The sequence below is a fragment of the Chondromyces crocatus genome, assembly GCF_001189295.1.
GTDB classification, from domain to species: domain Bacteria; phylum Myxococcota_A; class Polyangia; order Polyangiales; family Polyangiaceae; genus Chondromyces; species Chondromyces crocatus.
The window spans coordinates 2,098,701-2,114,710 of sequence record NZ_CP012159.1 but is presented as its reverse complement, the minus strand read 5'-3'; the positions used below and the strand labels follow the sequence as shown (position 1 = coordinate 2,114,710).

10 protein-coding genes are annotated in these 16,010 nt (G+C 66.8%); 8 read left to right on the top strand and 2 right to left on the bottom strand.

Annotated features, from left to right (window positions below; all coding sequences use genetic code 11):
* Positions 1 to 25 precede the first annotated feature (25 nt).
* From CMC5_RS07920 to CMC5_RS07885, 8 genes are all read left to right on the top strand, one after another.
* Positions 26 to 1,177, top strand: a complete 1,152-nt coding sequence (locus tag CMC5_RS07920) for an alpha/beta hydrolase (protein WP_218920239.1) — start codon at positions 26 to 28, stop codon at positions 1,175 to 1,177.
* 192 nt (positions 1,178 to 1,369) lie between these two features.
* Positions 1,370 to 7,771 carry a HAMP domain-containing protein gene (locus CMC5_RS07915; protein WP_082362317.1) on the top strand — a complete coding sequence of 2,134 codons (6,402 nt, stop codon included), beginning with the start codon at positions 1,370 to 1,372 and terminating at the stop codon, positions 7,769 to 7,771.
* Entirely contained in the window at positions 7,768 to 9,954 is a 2,187-nt protein-coding gene (locus tag CMC5_RS07910) for a response regulator (RefSeq protein ID WP_063796236.1), read from the top strand. The genes CMC5_RS07915 and CMC5_RS07910 overlap by 4 nt, the downstream gene beginning before the upstream one ends.
* Before the next feature lie 94 nt (positions 9,955 to 10,048).
* Positions 10,049 to 10,402: a hypothetical protein gene (locus tag CMC5_RS07905; RefSeq protein WP_050429828.1), complete on the top strand. Its 354-nt coding sequence runs from the start codon at positions 10,049 to 10,051 to the stop codon at positions 10,400 to 10,402.
* Positions 10,403 to 10,404: 2 nt separating this feature from the next.
* Positions 10,405 to 10,695: a DUF5985 family protein gene (locus tag CMC5_RS07900; protein ID WP_050429827.1), complete on the top strand. Its 291-nt coding sequence runs from the start codon at positions 10,405 to 10,407 to the stop codon at positions 10,693 to 10,695.
* A 27-nt stretch (positions 10,696 to 10,722) separates the two neighbouring features.
* Positions 10,723 to 11,001, top strand: a complete 279-nt coding sequence (locus tag CMC5_RS07895; RefSeq protein WP_156338342.1) for a DUF5985 family protein — start codon at positions 10,723 to 10,725, stop codon at positions 10,999 to 11,001.
* 13 nt (positions 11,002 to 11,014) lie between these two features.
* The gene (locus CMC5_RS07890) at positions 11,015 to 11,338 is read left to right on the top strand and encodes a hypothetical protein (RefSeq protein WP_050429825.1); all 324 of its coding nucleotides are present in this window, start codon (positions 11,015 to 11,017) and stop codon (positions 11,336 to 11,338) included.
* A gap of 725 nt (positions 11,339 to 12,063) precedes the next feature.
* Positions 12,064 to 13,041 (top strand): squalene/phytoene synthase family protein, encoded by a 978-nt coding sequence (locus tag CMC5_RS07885; protein WP_050429824.1) that lies wholly within the window; start codon positions 12,064 to 12,066, stop codon positions 13,039 to 13,041.
* Here the strand turns inward: CMC5_RS07885 and CMC5_RS07880 are convergent.
* Both CMC5_RS07880 and CMC5_RS07875 read right to left on the bottom strand, forming a co-directional pair.
* Positions 13,029 to 13,397 carry a response regulator gene (locus CMC5_RS07880; RefSeq protein ID WP_050429823.1) on the bottom strand — a complete coding sequence of 123 codons (369 nt, stop codon included), beginning with the start codon at positions 13,395 to 13,397 and terminating at the stop codon, positions 13,029 to 13,031. The genes CMC5_RS07885 and CMC5_RS07880 overlap by 13 nt on opposite strands.
* A gap of 3 nt (positions 13,398 to 13,400) precedes the next feature.
* Positions 13,401 to 15,776, bottom strand: coding sequence for an ATP-binding protein (locus tag CMC5_RS07875; protein WP_245678342.1), 2,376 nt, complete (start codon positions 15,774 to 15,776; stop codon positions 13,401 to 13,403).
* Positions 15,777 to 16,010 lie beyond the last annotated feature (234 nt).

Below are 16,010 nucleotides of genomic sequence, written 5' to 3'. Positions count from 1 at the left end.
TGAGGTAGGCTGTCGCTCGAGCTTCATGCAATCCCTGGCGCTTCTGGTGATGGTCCCGCTGGCTCTGGTCACGGTTGGCTGCTCTGCGCCCGAACCCGGAGCAGGCGCGGGAGGCGCGGGCACGACGAGCGCGACGAGCAGCAGCGCCACGAGCGGCTGGGGGCCGGGTGGCTCCGGGGGTGAAGGTGGAGTGGGTGGTGAGGCGGGGGCAGGTGGTGGAGGTGGTATGGGAGACAGCGGTGCTGGCGGGAGTTGCGATGGGAGCGGGGAGCCGTTGCCGGCGGCTCCTACCCCGTTCACGCTCGGGGGCCAGCAGGCGTGGGCGCACGATGAGGGGTTCGCCTCCGGGTACTTCCACACGTACGACGCGCTCGACGTGGGTGGCGCGGGGGCGCGCAAGGTGCACGTGTTCTTGCCACGGGACTACGGGTCGAGCTGTGTGCAGTATCCGGTCGTGTACATGAACGATGGGGACACCACGTTCTGGCCGGGGAGTGTGGGCAAGACGTGGGACGTGGCGGCTCGGCTCGCGGAGCTGTACGCGGAGGGGGCGATCCCGCAGGTGATCGTGGTCGCGGTGCATCCGCTCGCGCGCGACCGGGAGTACACGCACGCGGAGTTCGCGCCGAACCGGGTGTGCTGCGGGGTGAGCAGCTATGCGGACTACCTCGCGGATCGGGTGAAGGGGTTCATCGATGCGAATTACCGGACGCGACGGGAGCGCGAGGTGACGGCGATCGTCGGGTCGTCGCACGGTGGGCTGGGGGCGTTCCTGGTGGGGGCGCTGCGCTCCGAGAGCTTCGGGCTGGTCGGGAGCTTGTCACCGTCGTTCTGGGTGGGGCTTGATGCGGTGCATGGGGGGGCGTACACGGGGGGCGCGCTCGCCAGCTCTGCCTTGCTCGATCTCACGGGCGCGGCGCTGGGAAATCCTGCCATGCGGCCGCGGGTCTGGATCGACTGGGGTCTCGTGCGGAGTGGTGGGTTTCACAACGCGGAGATCGAGGCGGCAGCCACCACGCGGGGGCAAGAGATGGTGACGCTGCTGGGGGCGAGCTTCGGGTACGGGGCCGGAGAACTCGCGTGGAACGAGGACCCGCAGGGAGAGCACGATGAGCTGTCCTGGAGCCGACGTTTTCCCGAGGTGATGAAGTTCTTCTACGGGACCAGCAGTCCGTAGCGCGCGTGGTGCAACACACCGTCGTCCTGAAGTGACTGCCCGGGCACCATCCGGTCGGCCCTGACGGGATTTGAAGCGGAGCCCTGTCACTCCGCCGTCAGGGATCGTCCGTAGAGTACGGGCTCCAGGGTGCGATTCTGCCGAGGTCGGTAGGTTCGGACGCCGAGGTGCACGCTCCTCGAAAGGGACGACATGGAGAAGGGTCGCGGGACGCCGGAAGCGCTTCGGAAGCGCTCGGCGCGCAGCAAGAATGGCCACGAGAAGGAAGCTGCCGGCAGCCTCTCACGAGGGAAGTCGAACACCAGCCGTCGTGCGCCTGCGGGTCTCCGATCCTCGAGTGCGTCCGAGTCCAGTCTGGATGGCCGTCAGCTGCTGGCCGCGCTGGTCGCGTTGAAGAAGGGGGACTTCTCGGTCCGGTTGCCCATCGATCTCGAGGGACTGGAGGGGAAGATCGCCGACACCTTCAACGAGGTCGTCGACCTGAACGAAAAAATGGCCAAGGAGCTGGACAGGCTCGCGCGGGTCGTCGGGAAGGAAGGGAAGATCGACCAGCGGGCCTGGATCGGTGAGGTGAGCGGGGCGTGGTCCGATACGGTGGCCTCGGTCAACACGCTGGTCGGGGATCTGGTGCAGCCGACCAGCGAGATGGCGCGGGTGATCGGCGCGGTCGCGAAGGGGGACCTGTCGCAGACGATGGCGCTCGATGGGGGTGGGCGGCCGCTGGAAGGGGAGTTCCTGCGGACGGCGCGCACGGTGAACACGATGGTGGAGCAGCTCGCCTCGTTCGCGTCGGAGGTGACGCGCGTGGCGCGCGAGGTGGGCACCGAAGGGAAGCTCGGTGGGCAGGCGAGTGTGTCGGGGGTCGCGGGGACGTGGAAGGACCTGACCGACTCCGTGAACTCGATGGCGTCGAACTTGACGGCGCAGGTGCGCAACATCGCCACGGTGACGACGGCCGTGGCCAATGGGGATCTGTCGAAGAAGATCACCGTGGATGTGCGGGGGGAGATCCTGGAGCTGAAGGACACCATCAACACGATGGTGGATCAGCTCCGGTCGTTCGCGTCGGAGGTGACGCGCGTGGCGCGCGAGGTCGGTACGGAAGGGAAGCTCGGTGGGCAGGCGAGCGTGCCTGGAGTCGCCGGGACCTGGAAGGACCTGACGGACAACGTGAATTCGATGGCCGGCAACCTGACGTCGCAGGTGCGCAACATCGCGGCGGTGACGACGGCGGTCGCGAATGGTGATCTTTCGAAGAAGATCACCGTGGATGTGCGGGGGGAGATCCTGGAGCTGAAGAACACCATCAACACGATGGTGGATCAGCTGAACTCCTTCGCGTCGGAGGTGACGCGCGTGGCGCGGGAGGTCGGCACCGAAGGAAAGCTCGGTGGGCAGGCCGAGGTCCGGGGGGTCGCCGGGACGTGGAAGGATCTGACCGACTCCGTGAATTCGATGGCGTCGAACCTGACGGCCCAGGTGCGCAACATCGCCGCGGTGACGACGGCGGTCGCGCGGGGGGATCTGACGCAGAAGATCACCGTCGACGTCAAAGGGGAGATCCTGGAGCTGAAGAACACCATCAACACGATGGTGGATCAGCTGAACTCCTTCGCGGCGGAGGTGACCCGTGTGGCGCGGGAGGTCGGCACCGAAGGAAAGCTCGGTGGGCAGGCCGAGGTCCGGGGGGTCGCCGGGACGTGGAAGGACCTGACCGACTCCGTGAACTCGATGGGGTCCAACCTGACGGTGCAGCTCCGTGACGTGTCGAAGGTGGCGACGGCCATCGCAAACGGGGATCTGACGCAGAAGATCACCGTCGATGTGCGTGGCGAGATTCTGCAGATCAAGAACGTCGTCAACACGATGGTGGATCAGCTCAGCTCCTTCGCGGCGGAGGTGACCCGTGTGGCGCGGGAGGTCGGCACCGAAGGAAAGCTCGGTGGGCAGGCGGAGGTGAAGGGGGTCGCGGGGACGTGGAAGGACCTGACCGACTCCGTGAACTCGATGGGGTCCAACCTGACGGTGCAGCTCCGTGACGTGTCGAAGGTGGCAACGGCCATCGCGAACGGGGATCTGACGCAGAAGATCACCGTCGATGTGCGTGGCGAGATCCTGCAGATCAAGAACGTCATCAACACGATGGTGGATCAGCTCAGCCTGTTCGCAGCCGAGGTGACGCGCGTGGCGCGGGAGGTCGGTACCGAAGGGGAGCTGGGTGGGCAGGCGGAGGTGAAGGGGGTCGCGGGGACCTGGAAGGACCTGACCGACTCCGTGAACTCGATGGCGTCGAACCTGACGGCCCAGGTGCGCAACATCGCCGCGGTGACGACGGCCGTGGCGAACGGGGATCTCTCGAAGAAGATCACCGTCGATGCCAAGGGCGAGATCATGGAGCTGAAGAACACCATCAACACGATGGTGGAGCAGCTCCGGTCGTTCGCGTCGGAGGTGACGCGCGTGGCGCGGGAGGTCGGCACCGAAGGAAAGCTCGGTGGGCAGGCCAGCGTGCCAGGGGTCGCCGGGACGTGGAAGGACCTGACCGACTCCGTGAACTCGATGGCGTCGAACTTGACGGCGCAGGTGCGCAACATCGCCGAGGTGACGACGGCGGTCGCGCGGGGAGACCTGTCGCGGAAGAGCACCGTCGACGTGAAGGGGGAGATCCTGGAGCTGAAGAACACCATCAACACGATGGTGGATCAGCTCAGCGCCTTCGCGTCGGAGGTGACGCGCGTGGCGCGGGAGGTCGGCACCGAAGGGAAGCTCGGTGGGCAGGCCAGCGTGCCGGGGGTCGCAGGGACCTGGAAGGACCTGACCGACTCCGTGAACTCGATGGCGGGGAACCTGACGGCCCAGGTGCGCAACATCGCCGCGGTGACGACGGCGGTCGCCAACGGTGACCTTTCGAAGAAGATCACCGTGGATGTGCGGGGGGAGATCCTGGAGCTGAAGGACACCATCAACACGATGGTGGATCAGCTCCGGTCGTTCGCGTCGGAGGTGACCCGTGTGGCGCGGGAGGTCGGCACCGAAGGGAAGCTCGGTGGGCAGGCCAGCGTGCCCGGGGTCGCGGGGACGTGGAAGGACCTCACCGACTCCGTGAACTCGATGGCGTCGAACCTGACGGCCCAGGTGCGCAACATCGCGGCGGTGACGACGGCCGTGGCAAACGGTGACCTCTCGAAGAAGATCACCGTGGATGTGCGGGGGGAGATCCTGGAGCTGAAGAACACCATCAACACGATGGTGGATCAGCTCAGCGCGTTCGCATCGGAGGTGACGCGCGTGGCGCGGGAGGTCGGCACCGAAGGGAAGCTCGGTGGGCAGGCCAGCGTGCCGGGGGTCGCTGGGACCTGGAAGGACCTGACCGACTCCGTGAATTCGATGGGTGGCAACCTGACGAACCAGGTGCGCGGCATCGCCAAGGTCGTGACGGCGGTCGCCAACGGTGACCTGAAGCAGAAGCTGGCGGTGGATGCGAAGGGGGAGATCGCGGCGCTGGCGGACACGATCAACGGGATGATCGACACGCTGGCGACGTTCGCGGATCAGGTGACCACGGTGGCGCGCGAGGTCGGTGTCGAGGGGAAGCTCGGCGGTCAGGCGAGCGTGCCCGGTGCGGCGGGAACGTGGAAGGACCTCACCGACAACGTGAACCAGCTCGCGGCGAACCTGACGACGCAGGTGCGCGCCATCGCCGAGGTGGCCACGGCGGTGACGAAGGGCGATCTGACCCGCTCGATCCGCGTGGAAGCGCAGGGCGAGGTGGCGTCGCTCAAAGACAACATCAACGAGATGATCCGCAACCTGAAGGACACGACGCTGAAGAACAGCGAGCAGGATTGGTTGAAGACCAACCTCGCGAAGTTCTCGCGCATGCTTCAGGGGCAGAAGGATCTGCTCACCGTGGGGCGGCTGATCCTGTCGGAGCTGGCACCCGTGGTCGGCGCGCAGCAGGGCGTGTTCTACACGATGGACACGACGAAGGAGGAGCCGCGCCTGAAGCTGCTCGCGAGCTACGCGTACAAGCAGCGGAAGAACGTCGACAACCAGTTCAAGCTGGGCGAGGGGCTGGTCGGGCAGTGCGCGCTGGAGAAGGAGAAGATCCTGCTGGTGAACGCGCCGCCGGACTACATCACGATCACGAGCGGGCTGGGGGAGGCGCCGCCGGTCAACATCATCGTGATGCCCGTGCTGTTCGAGGGGCAGGTGAAGGCGGTGATCGAGCTGGCGTCCTTCGAGCGCTTCAGCCCGACGCACCAGGCGTTCCTCGACCAGCTCACGGAGTCGATCGGGATCGTGCTGAACACGATCGAGGCGAACATGCGGACGGAGGATCTGCTGAAGCAGTCGCAGTCCCTCGCCCGGGAGCTGCAGAGCCAGCAGGAGGAGCTGCAGCAGACGAACGCGGAGCTGGGAGAGAAGGCGCGGCTGCTCGCGGAGCAGAACGCGGAGGTGGAGCGGAAGAACCAGGAGGTCGAGCACGCGCGTCAGGCGCTCGAGGAGAAGGCGCACCAGCTGGCGCTGACGTCGAAGTACAAGTCCGAGTTCCTGGCGAACATGTCGCACGAGCTGCGGACGCCGCTGAACAGCTTGCTGATTCTCTCGGACCAGCTCTCGAAGAACATGGAAGGCAACCTGTCCGGGCGGCAGGTCGACTTCGCGCGGACGATCCACTCGTCAGGGGCCGAGCTGCTGGCGCTGATCAACGACATCCTCGATCTGTCGAAGATCGAGTCGGGCACGGTGGTGGTGGACGTCACGGAGGTGTCGTTCATGGACCTGCACGACTATGTCGAGCGGGCGTTCCGCCACGTGGCGGAGTCGAGGCGGCTGGGCTTCGAGCTGGAGTTCGACGGCAACCTGCCGCGGGCGGTCTACACGGACGCGAAGCGGGTCCAGCAGGTGATCAAGAACCTGCTGTCGAATGCGTTCAAGTTCACGGACAAGGGCAAGGTGGCGTTCCAGGTCGGCATGATCCGCTCGGGCTGGGATCCGGAGAACGAGACGCTCCAGCGCGCGGGGGCAGCGATCTCGATGGCGGTCACGGACACGGGGATCGGGATCCAGCCGGACAAGCAGCAGATCATCTTCGAGGCGTTCCAGCAGGCGGACGGCTCCACGAGCAGGAAGTACGGGGGGACGGGGCTGGGGCTGGCGATCAGCCGCGAGATTGCGCGGCTGCTCGGCGGGGAGCTGAAGCTGCGGAGCGTGCCCGGGGAAGGCAGCACGTTCACGCTGCTGCTGCCACTCAGCTATGCGCCGGCGAAGGGGCGCAAGGGGAAGGAGCCGGTCTCCGAGTCGAGACCGTCTCAACCGCTGGTCAGCGCAGAGCTCGCCCTCCGGGCGCCGCCGGAGCCGCCGTCGCACCTGATCAACCAGATCATCGATGACAGGACGTCGATCGAGGCCGGGGATCAGGTGGTGCTGATCGTCGAGAACGACGTGAACTTCGCGCGGTATCTGATGGACGTCGCGCGAGAGCACGGGCTCAAGGTGCTGCTGGCGTACCGGGGCTCGACGGCGCTGGCGCTCGCCCGGGAGCGGCGTCCGGGGGCGGTCACGCTGGACCTGAACTTGCCCGATGTGGACGGGTGGCGCGTGCTGGCCAGGATGAAGCACGATCTGGAGACGCGGCACATCCCCGTCCACGTGATCACGACGGACGAGGATCGGGAGCGGGCGCTCCGGCTGGGCGCGCGTGGGGTGCTCCACAAGCCGCTCAAGGCGCGCGACGAGCTGGACGCCGCCTTCGAGCAGCTCATTCAGTTCATGAAGGCGCCGAAGCGCAGGGTGTTGCTCGTGGAGCCCGACGAGGGGGAGCGCGCGGCCCTGACGAAGCTGCTCGGGATCGACGGGGTCGAGGTGCAGCACGTGGAGACGGGTGGCAGCGCGATGAACGCGCTGGAGAGCGCGTCACCCGAGGTGGTGGTCACCCGGCTGGATCTGTCGGACATGCGCGCGTTCGAGCTGTTCGATCGGATGGCTCGGCGAGAAGGGCAGAAGGAGCGGCCCCTCGTCCTGTACACGCCCGGGGAGCTGTCGCTCAGCGATGAAGAGCGGATCGCGCGGCTCGGGCAGTCGCTCGTCTTGAAGCACGTCCGCTCACCAGAGCGGCTGCTCGACGAGGTGTCGCTCTTCTTGCATCTCCCGCTGCCGGCGCTACCCGGGTCCAAGCAAGAGCTGCTCGCAGAGCTTCATCAGTCGAACAAGGTTATCGTGGGAAAGAAGGTGCTCATCGTCGATGACGACATCCGCAACATCTTCGCCATGACCACGCTGCTGGAGGCGCATCAGATGAAGACAGTCTATGCGGAGACGGGGAAGGCGGCGATCGAGGTGCTCGGCCAGACACCCGATGTCGACGTCGTGCTCATGGACATCATGATGCCGGAGATGGACGGCTACGACACGATGCGCGCGATCCGCGCGGAGCCCAGGTTCCACGCGCTGCCGATCATCGCGCTGACGGCCAAGGCCATGAAGGGCGATCGAGAGAAGTGCCTGGAGGCCGGCGCGAACGACTACATCTCCAAGCCGGTGGACACCGAGCAGCTGCTCGCCGCCCTCAGGTTGTGGTTGCACCGATGAGCACGCCGAGCGGTCGACCCAGCGGCACGAGGGTGCCCCAGTCTTCCGCCCCGAGCGGGGCCGGGCCGGTGGACATCCTCATCGTGGATGACAAGCCGGACAAGCTGCTCGCTCTGGAGACGATCCTCGAAGAGCTGGGGCAGAACATCGTGCGGGCCATGTCGGGGCGCGACGCGCTCCGCCATGTGCTCCAGCAGGAGTTCGCGGTGATCCTGCTCGACATCAACATGCCGGGCATGGATGGGTTCGAGACGGCAGAGCTGATCCGGCAGCATCGGACGTCGCGTCACACGCCGATCATCTTCGTGACCGCCTTCGGGGAAGAGCCCAACGCGCTGAAGAGCTACTCGCTGGGCGCCGTCGACTACATCCTGGCGCCGGTGGATCCGGAGGTGCTGAAGACCAAGGTCGGCGTCTTCGTGGAGCTGTTCAAGAAGACGGCGGAGGTGAAGCGGCAAGCCGAGGCGCTCCAGCGCCGCGCGGCGCAGCTCAACAAGCTGGCCAACGCGTCGATCGCCATCAACGCCTCGCTGTCGCTGGACGCGACGCTGAGGGCGATCACGGAGTCGGCGCGCGACATCCTGGAGGCGAAGCAGGCGTTCTCGGTGGCGACGCTCGGGCACCCCGGGGAGCGGCCGCGCGTGGCGGTCTCTCTGGCCGAGGAGCTCGCCCCGGCGTTTCGTGGCTACCGGCCGGCGCTCCGGTCGACACGGGCGCCAGGGACGGGGCTCACGCGCCTGCACGATGTGCTCTACGCGCGCAATCGCCCCATCCGGCTCACCGAGGCCGAGCTCAAGGCGCACCCCGAGTGGCAGCCCGATGAGCCCATGGGGCCACCCCTGCGCGGGGTGCTGGCCGCGCCGCTCACCGAGGTGACGGGCCGCAACATGGGCTTCATCCAGCTCTCCGACAGGGTCCAGGGTGAGTTCACGGAGGACGACGAGGCCATTCTGGTCCAGCTCGCGCAGCTCGGATCGATCGCGCTCCAGAACGGTCTGAACCTGGAGGCACGCGAGGCCAATCGGCTGAAGGACGAGTTTCTGGCGACGCTCTCGCACGAGCTGCGCACGCCGCTGAACGCCATCCTCGGCTGGACCCGTCTCTTGCAGACGAGCCCGATGGATCCGGCGAAGTTCGAGCGGGGGTTCGAAGTGATCGAGCGCAATGTGAACGCGCAGGTCCGGATGATCGAGGACCTGCTCGACATCTCCCGGATCACCACGGGCAAGATGAAGCTCTCCGTTGCGACGGTGGAGCTCGGTCCGCTCGTCGAGGCCGTGATCGATACACTCCGCCCGGCGGCGGAGGCGCGCGGGGTGACGCTCAAAGCCGAGATCGATGGGTGCGAGATCCAGGGCGATTCGGAGCGGCTCCAGCAGGTCATTTCCAACCTGCTGTCCAATGCGATCAAATTCACGCCGCGTGGGGGCGGTGTCGATGTCAGCCTGTCCCTCGGCGAGGGGGAGGTCACGCTGGTCATTCACGACACGGGCGAAGGGATCAACCCGGACTTCTTGCCGTTCGTCTTCGAGCGCTTCCGGCAGGCGGACAGCACGAGCAAGAGGGCGCAAGGCGGTCTGGGCATCGGCCTGGCGCTGGTGCGCCACATCGTGGAGCTGCACGGTGGTTCGGTGCTGGCCGACAGCGCCGGTCAGGGACAGGGGTCGACGTTCACCGTTCGCTTGCCTTCGATCCCGTCGACGGCGCGGAGCGCAGACCCGGCGCTGGCGAAGCCGAGCGAGGACGACGCCAATACCCTCGAGGGGCTCTACGTCGTCGTCGTCGAGGACGAGGACGATACCCGCGAGATGCTGGGTGAGGTGCTGCGCCGCCACCGGGCCGAGGTGACGACCGTGGCCTCGGCGAGCGAGGCGCTCCAGATCATCTCGACGCGCCGGCCCCACGTGCTCGTGACCGATGTCGCGATGCCCAACGAGGACGGCTTCGAGCTGATCCGCCAGCTCCGCAACCTGGGGCCCAAGGCCGGCGGCGATGTGCCCGCCCTGGCGCTCACGGGCTACGCCCGGAAAGAGGATCACGCCCGGGCGCTGGCCGCGGGCTTCCAGATGCATGCTTCCAAGCCCATCGAGCCTTCCGAGCTCGTCGCCGCCATCGCCTGTCTGGCCGGTGGGAGCGGCATCATCCGCGCGCTCGGGCGCCCTCCCCGCTTCACGGTTCCATAACGACACGCACCACGGGATGCGGGAATGGAATCTCCAATGGTGAGGGAAGGTAGTGACAAGTGGAGTCCCGGACGCAGTGCAACGATTCGTGGCGATGCACATCTCCTCCATCGAGCTGCTCGAGGTGCTGCTGCTGTTGCGGAAGAGCGGAGAGCGAGAGTGGCGCCCGGCGGACGTGGCGCGAGAGATCGGCTCGAGCATGATGTCGATCCGGGACCGGCTCGCGAACCTCGCGGCTCGGGACCTGATCGCGACGCGCGAGGTCGATGACGACCTCTGGTATCATTACGCTCCCGAGAGCGAGGTGCGGCATGTCGTGGACGAGCTGGCCAGAGCCTACAAGGAGCGCCGCCTGACCATCATCGACATGATCTATGCGAGGCAGCTGCCCGGAGACATCGAGACGTTTTCTGACGCATTCCTCATACGCAAGAAAGACGGCGACTGAACATGGCGGCCGCGGTTTACCTGCTGTGCGCGCTGACGAGCATCGCATGCATGGTGCTTCTCCTTCGAGGGTATGCAAAAAACCGGGTGCGCCTGCTCCTGTGGAGCGGGCTCGGGTTCGCAGGGTTCGCCGTCAACAACATCCTTCTATTCGTCGATCTCGTTCTTTTGCCCACTCGGATCAGCCTGGCCATGCCGCGGAACGCCTTCGCGCTGCTCGGGTTGCTCCTGCTTCTCTATGGGCTGCTCTGGGACATGCGCGAGGGCACGCGCGAGCGTCGAGGAGAACCGTGAGCGCATGAACGTCGCGAGGTGGGAGCCGTGAACGAGTACATCTCCGGCGCATCCACGCTGGGCTACGCGGTGGTGGCCATGTTCTTCCTCCGGTTCTGGAGGCAGACGAACGATCGGCTCTTCTTCATCTTCTCGGCCGCATTCTGGTTGCTGGCGCTGGGCAGGATCGCCGTCCACGCCGTCCAGGTGGCGGATGACCATCTCCACTACCTGTACCTGCTCCGCCTCCTGGCTTACGTGCTCATCCTGTACGCCATCATCGACAAGAACCGACGCCCGAGCGCTCGCCAGCCGCTCTCCGGGTGAGCCCGGGCAGGAGATGTTCACTGCCTGGCTCTCCGCTTTCCTCTTCACCCAGTGCGTGGAGATGCCCATCTATGCTCGGTGCGCCAGGACGGGGTGGGGGCCTGCGTTCGGAGCGAGCGCGCTCACGCATCCGATCGTCTGGTTCGTGATGCCCGAGCTGTTGCCGGGCAATTACTGGGTCATGGTGGCCGTCGCGGAGGCCTTCGCCGTCGTGGCAGAGGCGGTCTATCTCCGCTTCGGGTTTCGTCTGGAGCGCGCGCTCCTCTGGTCCCTGCTCGCGAATGGGGCGAGCTTCAGCATCGGTCTGCTCAGCCGCCACGCTTTCGGGTGGCCCTGAGGGGCCCCGATCCTCGGGCGCACTGAGGACATCAGCGCTTTCGCGTCTTCTTCACCCGCATTGCCTTCGACGATTTCGGACCGTCGTCAGCATACCCTCGCTGTCCACACCGTAATGCGCTCATTCACGGGGCGAGGAACAGACGACCAACGCGCATTCGAGGGATCCGCCCCACAGCGGTCACGACTTTCCTTTACATCGTGAGGGCGATGGGGTTGCGCCGTCAGGAGGGAAGCACGCTATGATGGTCAGGCCAATTCGGACAGGGGCCCGTCCATGGCCCGTACCTGGAATGGCAGGGGCGCCCGATTAGGAGATATTTACCTCGTCATTTCGAGGCCTTCTGAATCGAATGCGCACAGCGGTGCCTCCCTGGAGGGTTCGACTCCGAGCGGATCCGACAGCATAAGGATAATCAGGCAAACAGAGTACCTGGGCAGGGCGAGCACTTACGCGCCCGGAAAAGCGATGAAGCCAGCAACGCTGGCCCACGAAAAAATCGCTCACTGCTGTGATGATACGCATTACCTGACGGGCACGGATTTGAGACGATTGGCATCTCACGCCGTTTCAGTGACCACTTTGACCTGAGCGAGCCTATGACGCTGGATTCCACGCAAGCCTCGGTTGGTATCATGGTCCCGGGGCGACACCGGGATGCTCAGTCGGACAGCCCGGCTTCGGCTGCCCCTGTGCCCCCATGTCGAGCGGCGCGAGGGCCGGCGATGCGTGGTGGCGCGGTGCTCGGCGGAGACCGGAAGCTCGTCGACGATGCTTCGACGCTCTTCGGCTCTTCTCGTTTTCGCGCGCTATCGGACGATACGCTGAAAGACGAGGACAACGCCGCGTGGGTGCTGGATCTGCCGGACGAGGCGAGGCAGGCGTGGCTCTCTCGCATTCACTGGATCCGTCTGGTCGATCGGCTCGCGGAGAATGAACGTTTCGAGCCCGAGAGGCGACGATTCCGCTCCTTCCTGGAGGGGTGGCGGCGCCTGCGCCAGAGTGACTTCATCGATCCGGCGGACCCGTTTCACCGCGAGCTGTCGAGCCTCCGCGACGCGTGGCTCATCCCGACGCGAGGAGACGTGGGCCCTCCCTCGAAGCAGCTGAACCCGCGCGTCGTGGCCGCCTGGGATGCTTACCTCGAGGCGCTCGAGGAGTATCACGCGCCCGAGGTGCAGGTCCGGACGATGGTCGAACACGACGAGATGCTGTTCCGCCTGAGCGGCAGGATCTTTCAGCTCATGCCGTTCCTCACGACGGTCCACTGGGATGCCGCTGGAGAGTTCGGGCGGCTCGATCAGTTCTTCAACAACCTGCGGGATCTGCAGGAGGATGCCGAGCACGGCATCTGTTACCTCCCGGTCGATCTCCTCCGTCGTTTCGGGGTGGCGCGCGAGGAGGTGCTCTCGGGTCGCTGTGCCTCGACGCCGGCCTTCAGGGCCATGATGCGCTTCTGGGTGGGTGAGCACCTCGCCGCCTTGCGGGAGCGGGCTCGTCCGTTCATCGAGGCCGAAGGCGTGCACCCCTCGCTCGAGATCATGCGCAGCTGGTCGCTGCGGCGGCACGCACGCATCGAGCGCGTCTTGCGGACCCTCGACTTCGACTATCGTCGCTTTCCGACGCGGTACTGGGCCGAGGTGCGGCGCGGTCTCCTGGTCAGCCGGCTCCGCTCGTCGTCGGCGTGTCCTCAGCCCGCATAGCGGCGCACCGTCGACAGCAGGACATCGGGGTCGAAGGGCTTGCCCAGCCAGGCGTCGGCGCCGACCTCGGCGGCGCGGCGATGAGCGTCGGCGGCCGCGGTGAGCACGATGATCGGAGCCTGGTGGCCGTAGCGGACCTCCAGTTCCCGGGCGAACTCGGGCCCGTTCATGACGGGCATCTTCATGTCGAGCAGGATCACGTCGGGAAGCTCACGGGCGAGCGCATCCAGCGCCTCACGTCCGTTGCCCGCAATTTCCACGCTGTAGCCATCGCCTTGGAGGAGCAGAGAGACCAGCGCGACGAGATCCTGGTCGTCTTCGATCACCAGGACCTTCTTGGCTTGCTTGCCCGTCATGACCTACCCGTGGGCCAGCTCCCCCTCTTCGAGGGGTACGGCGAAGTGGAACACGCTGCCCTGACACTCCTCGCTCTCGAACCACATGCGCCCTCCCTGACGGGTGATCATGTCCCTGGCCAGGAACAGGCCGACGCCCATCCCTCCGTAGTCGTGCGTGGTGTCGGTGTGGGCGCGGAAGAATCTCTGGAAGATGCGATCCTGCTTGGCGCTCGGGATCCCGATTCCATGATCGCGGACGGAGACGATCGCTTCGAGCCCAGGGCCACTCCGGGCGGGATCGGACGTTCGGTCGGTCGGTGAACACCGGGGGGCGATGGCGACGCTCACCTCGACCTCACCGCCCTCGGGGGAGTACTTGACGGCGTTGTCGAGGAGGCTCGCGAGCACCTGGCGGAGTCGCTCCGGGTCTCCCCTGGCGACGATCGGCTTGCCAGCGGGGAGGCGTAGCCGGATGTGGTGACGCGCGGCGGTCGTGGAGACGCGCTCGACGGCGCTGGAGACGAGGCGCCCGAGGTCGACGCGCTCCTGGAAGACCGCGAACTGATCGAGGGTGATCTGAGAGATGGCGAGCAGGTCGTCGACGATGCGGTTGATGCGATCGGCGCCTCGGTCGATGGCCTCCAGCATCTGCCGTCTCGCGGGGGGGAGATCGGCGCCCGCGCGGAGCAAGGCGAGCGCATACCCTTTCATGATCGCGACCGGCGTCTTCAGCTCGTGGGCTCCCACGCGGATGAACTGGTCCTTCACGAGCTCCAGCTCGCGGGACTCGGTGACGTCACGCGCCACGGTGACGGCGCCGAGGATGGCTCCGTCGGCGCCGCGGATGGGGGCGGCGCTGGTCAGGAGGAAGACCTCGCGCTGGGTCCCAGGGTCGGTCAGGACCTGCTCTTCGGCCGCGATGGTCTCGCCCGCGAGGGAGCGGATCATGGGGAGCTCGTCGCGGGAGAAGGCGCGGCCGTCCCTGTGGCTCATCCGCGCGAGTTCGTGCAGCTCCTCGACGGAGCACGCCGGGACGGAGGGCACGCCGCCGCTCGCGCCAGGCGTCGGGAGGCCGAGGAGGCGCAACGCAGAGGCGTTGACCATGGTGAGCTTCCCCTCCGCGTCGCAGGCCATGACGCCCTCGACCAGGTTGTCGAGGATGGCCTGGAGCTGCGCGGCGCGCTGCGCTTCGTCCTCCAGCAAGCGCTCTCGTTCGGCGAGGTAGCTCCGGATGCGGGCGCTCGACTCCTGCAGGCGGTCGACCATGGCGTTGACGCCACCGGCGAGGGCTCCGATCTCGTCCTTGAAGTGGATCGGTATCCGCTCCAGCCGCTCCGCGTCACCGCGCTGGATGATCTTCTCGATGACGGCGCCGACCTGCCGCAGGGGCGTGGCGAGGGCTCCAGCGATGAAGCCCGCGCACACGGGCGCCCAGCTCACGGCCACGATCGAGAAGATCACCAGGCTGATCCAGCCACCGGGTTCTGCCGGGCGGCCCACCTCCATCAGCACCATCGCGACCATCCAGCTCGTCGGCGCGACTGCGAGGCAGACGCCGAGCAAGACCAGCCGCGCGGCGACGGAGAAGCTGCGTCCAGGGACGGCCAGGTCGCGCTCTCGGGCCGCGAGCGAGATCAGCCCGGCTGCGGGAGAGAGCAGCCTCCCCAGGATGCTGTAGCCGAGGGGCATCGCCGCTGCGAAGAGGGCCAGGGAGAACAGGAGGAGGGCCGCCATGAGGCGAGGCCCCGCCACCCCCTGGCTCGGCGCGAGCATGGGGAGCGCCGCGGTCACCGGGAAATAGAACAGCGCCCAGCTCACTGCCCAGAGGACACCGAACGCGAGCGGTGTCTCGTAAGCGGCGCGTCCGGCGTTCAGGATCAGCGAGGAGGGGGGGATGCTACCTGGCTCGCTGCTGCTCCGACCCGCAGCGTCGGAACGGCTCGTCGGCATCCCCGCTCCGAAGCTGCGGAGCCGATCGATCGGCCGGAGCATACGCATCAGGACCGCGATGAGGGCTCCGGTCTTCAGGAGATGGAGGGCCCCGATGAGCGTCAGGACCCGGGTCTGCTCGACGAGATCGTCGATGTTGAGCAGCCGGAGGTACGCGACCGGGACGAGCAAGCTGAAAGGAAGCTCGATGCCGAATGCGTACGCCACGACGCGGAGACGAAAGGAGGAGCGCGGCCGCATTCGCTGCAAAGAGAGGGTATCGACCCCGGACCGCGCCGTCGGCGGGGTCGAGACGCTCCCTGCGGCTCGAAGGCGCAAGGGGGGCTGGGCACGCACCCGCGCAGCGCTCCCCTCGCCGCTGCCCCGGTCGGCGCGGATCGGGGCCTCCTCGTCGCCCCTACCCCCCCCGTGCATGCGCTCCACCGTCGCCCCCCTGCCCACCGTCACCCCCCTCTTCGCGAGCGCGTCGCTCCCCGCGACGAACTGCCTCCCTAAGATGATGCGGCAGCCCGCTCGGGCGCTCCCTTTGCGCGACCCCAGGGCACTGCTGGCAAACAGGGCTCCGAGGAGGAGGGAAACCTGAAACCACGGGCACGCTCAGCGTGCCATCTCCCTGGAAGGGGGCCAGGGGCGTCAGGTCGGTACAGGGCGACATGGAAGGGGACAGTTCGGGCCTTTCCT

Bases quoted from the DNA above. Each gene is read 5' to 3' on its own strand.
- CMC5_RS07915 (WP_082362317.1), top strand. From the start codon at position 1,370: ATGGAGAAGGGTCGCGGGACGCCGGAAGCGCTTCGGAAGCGCTCGGCG.
- CMC5_RS07885 (WP_050429824.1), top strand. From the start codon at position 12,064: ATGCGTGGTGGCGCGGTGCTCGGCGGAGACCGGAAGCTCGTCGACGAT.
- CMC5_RS07880 (WP_050429823.1), bottom strand. From the start codon at position 13,397: ATGACGGGCAAGCAAGCCAAGAAGGTCCTGGTGATCGAAGACGACCAG.
- CMC5_RS07890 (WP_050429825.1), top strand. From the start codon at position 11,015: ATGTTCACTGCCTGGCTCTCCGCTTTCCTCTTCACCCAGTGCGTGGAG.
- CMC5_RS07910 (WP_063796236.1), top strand. From the start codon at position 7,768: ATGAGCACGCCGAGCGGTCGACCCAGCGGCACGAGGGTGCCCCAGTCT.
- CMC5_RS07920 (WP_218920239.1), top strand. From the start codon at position 26: ATGCAATCCCTGGCGCTTCTGGTGATGGTCCCGCTGGCTCTGGTCACG.
- CMC5_RS07905 (WP_050429828.1), top strand. From the start codon at position 10,049: ATGCACATCTCCTCCATCGAGCTGCTCGAGGTGCTGCTGCTGTTGCGG.
- CMC5_RS07900 (WP_050429827.1), top strand. From the start codon at position 10,405: ATGGCGGCCGCGGTTTACCTGCTGTGCGCGCTGACGAGCATCGCATGC.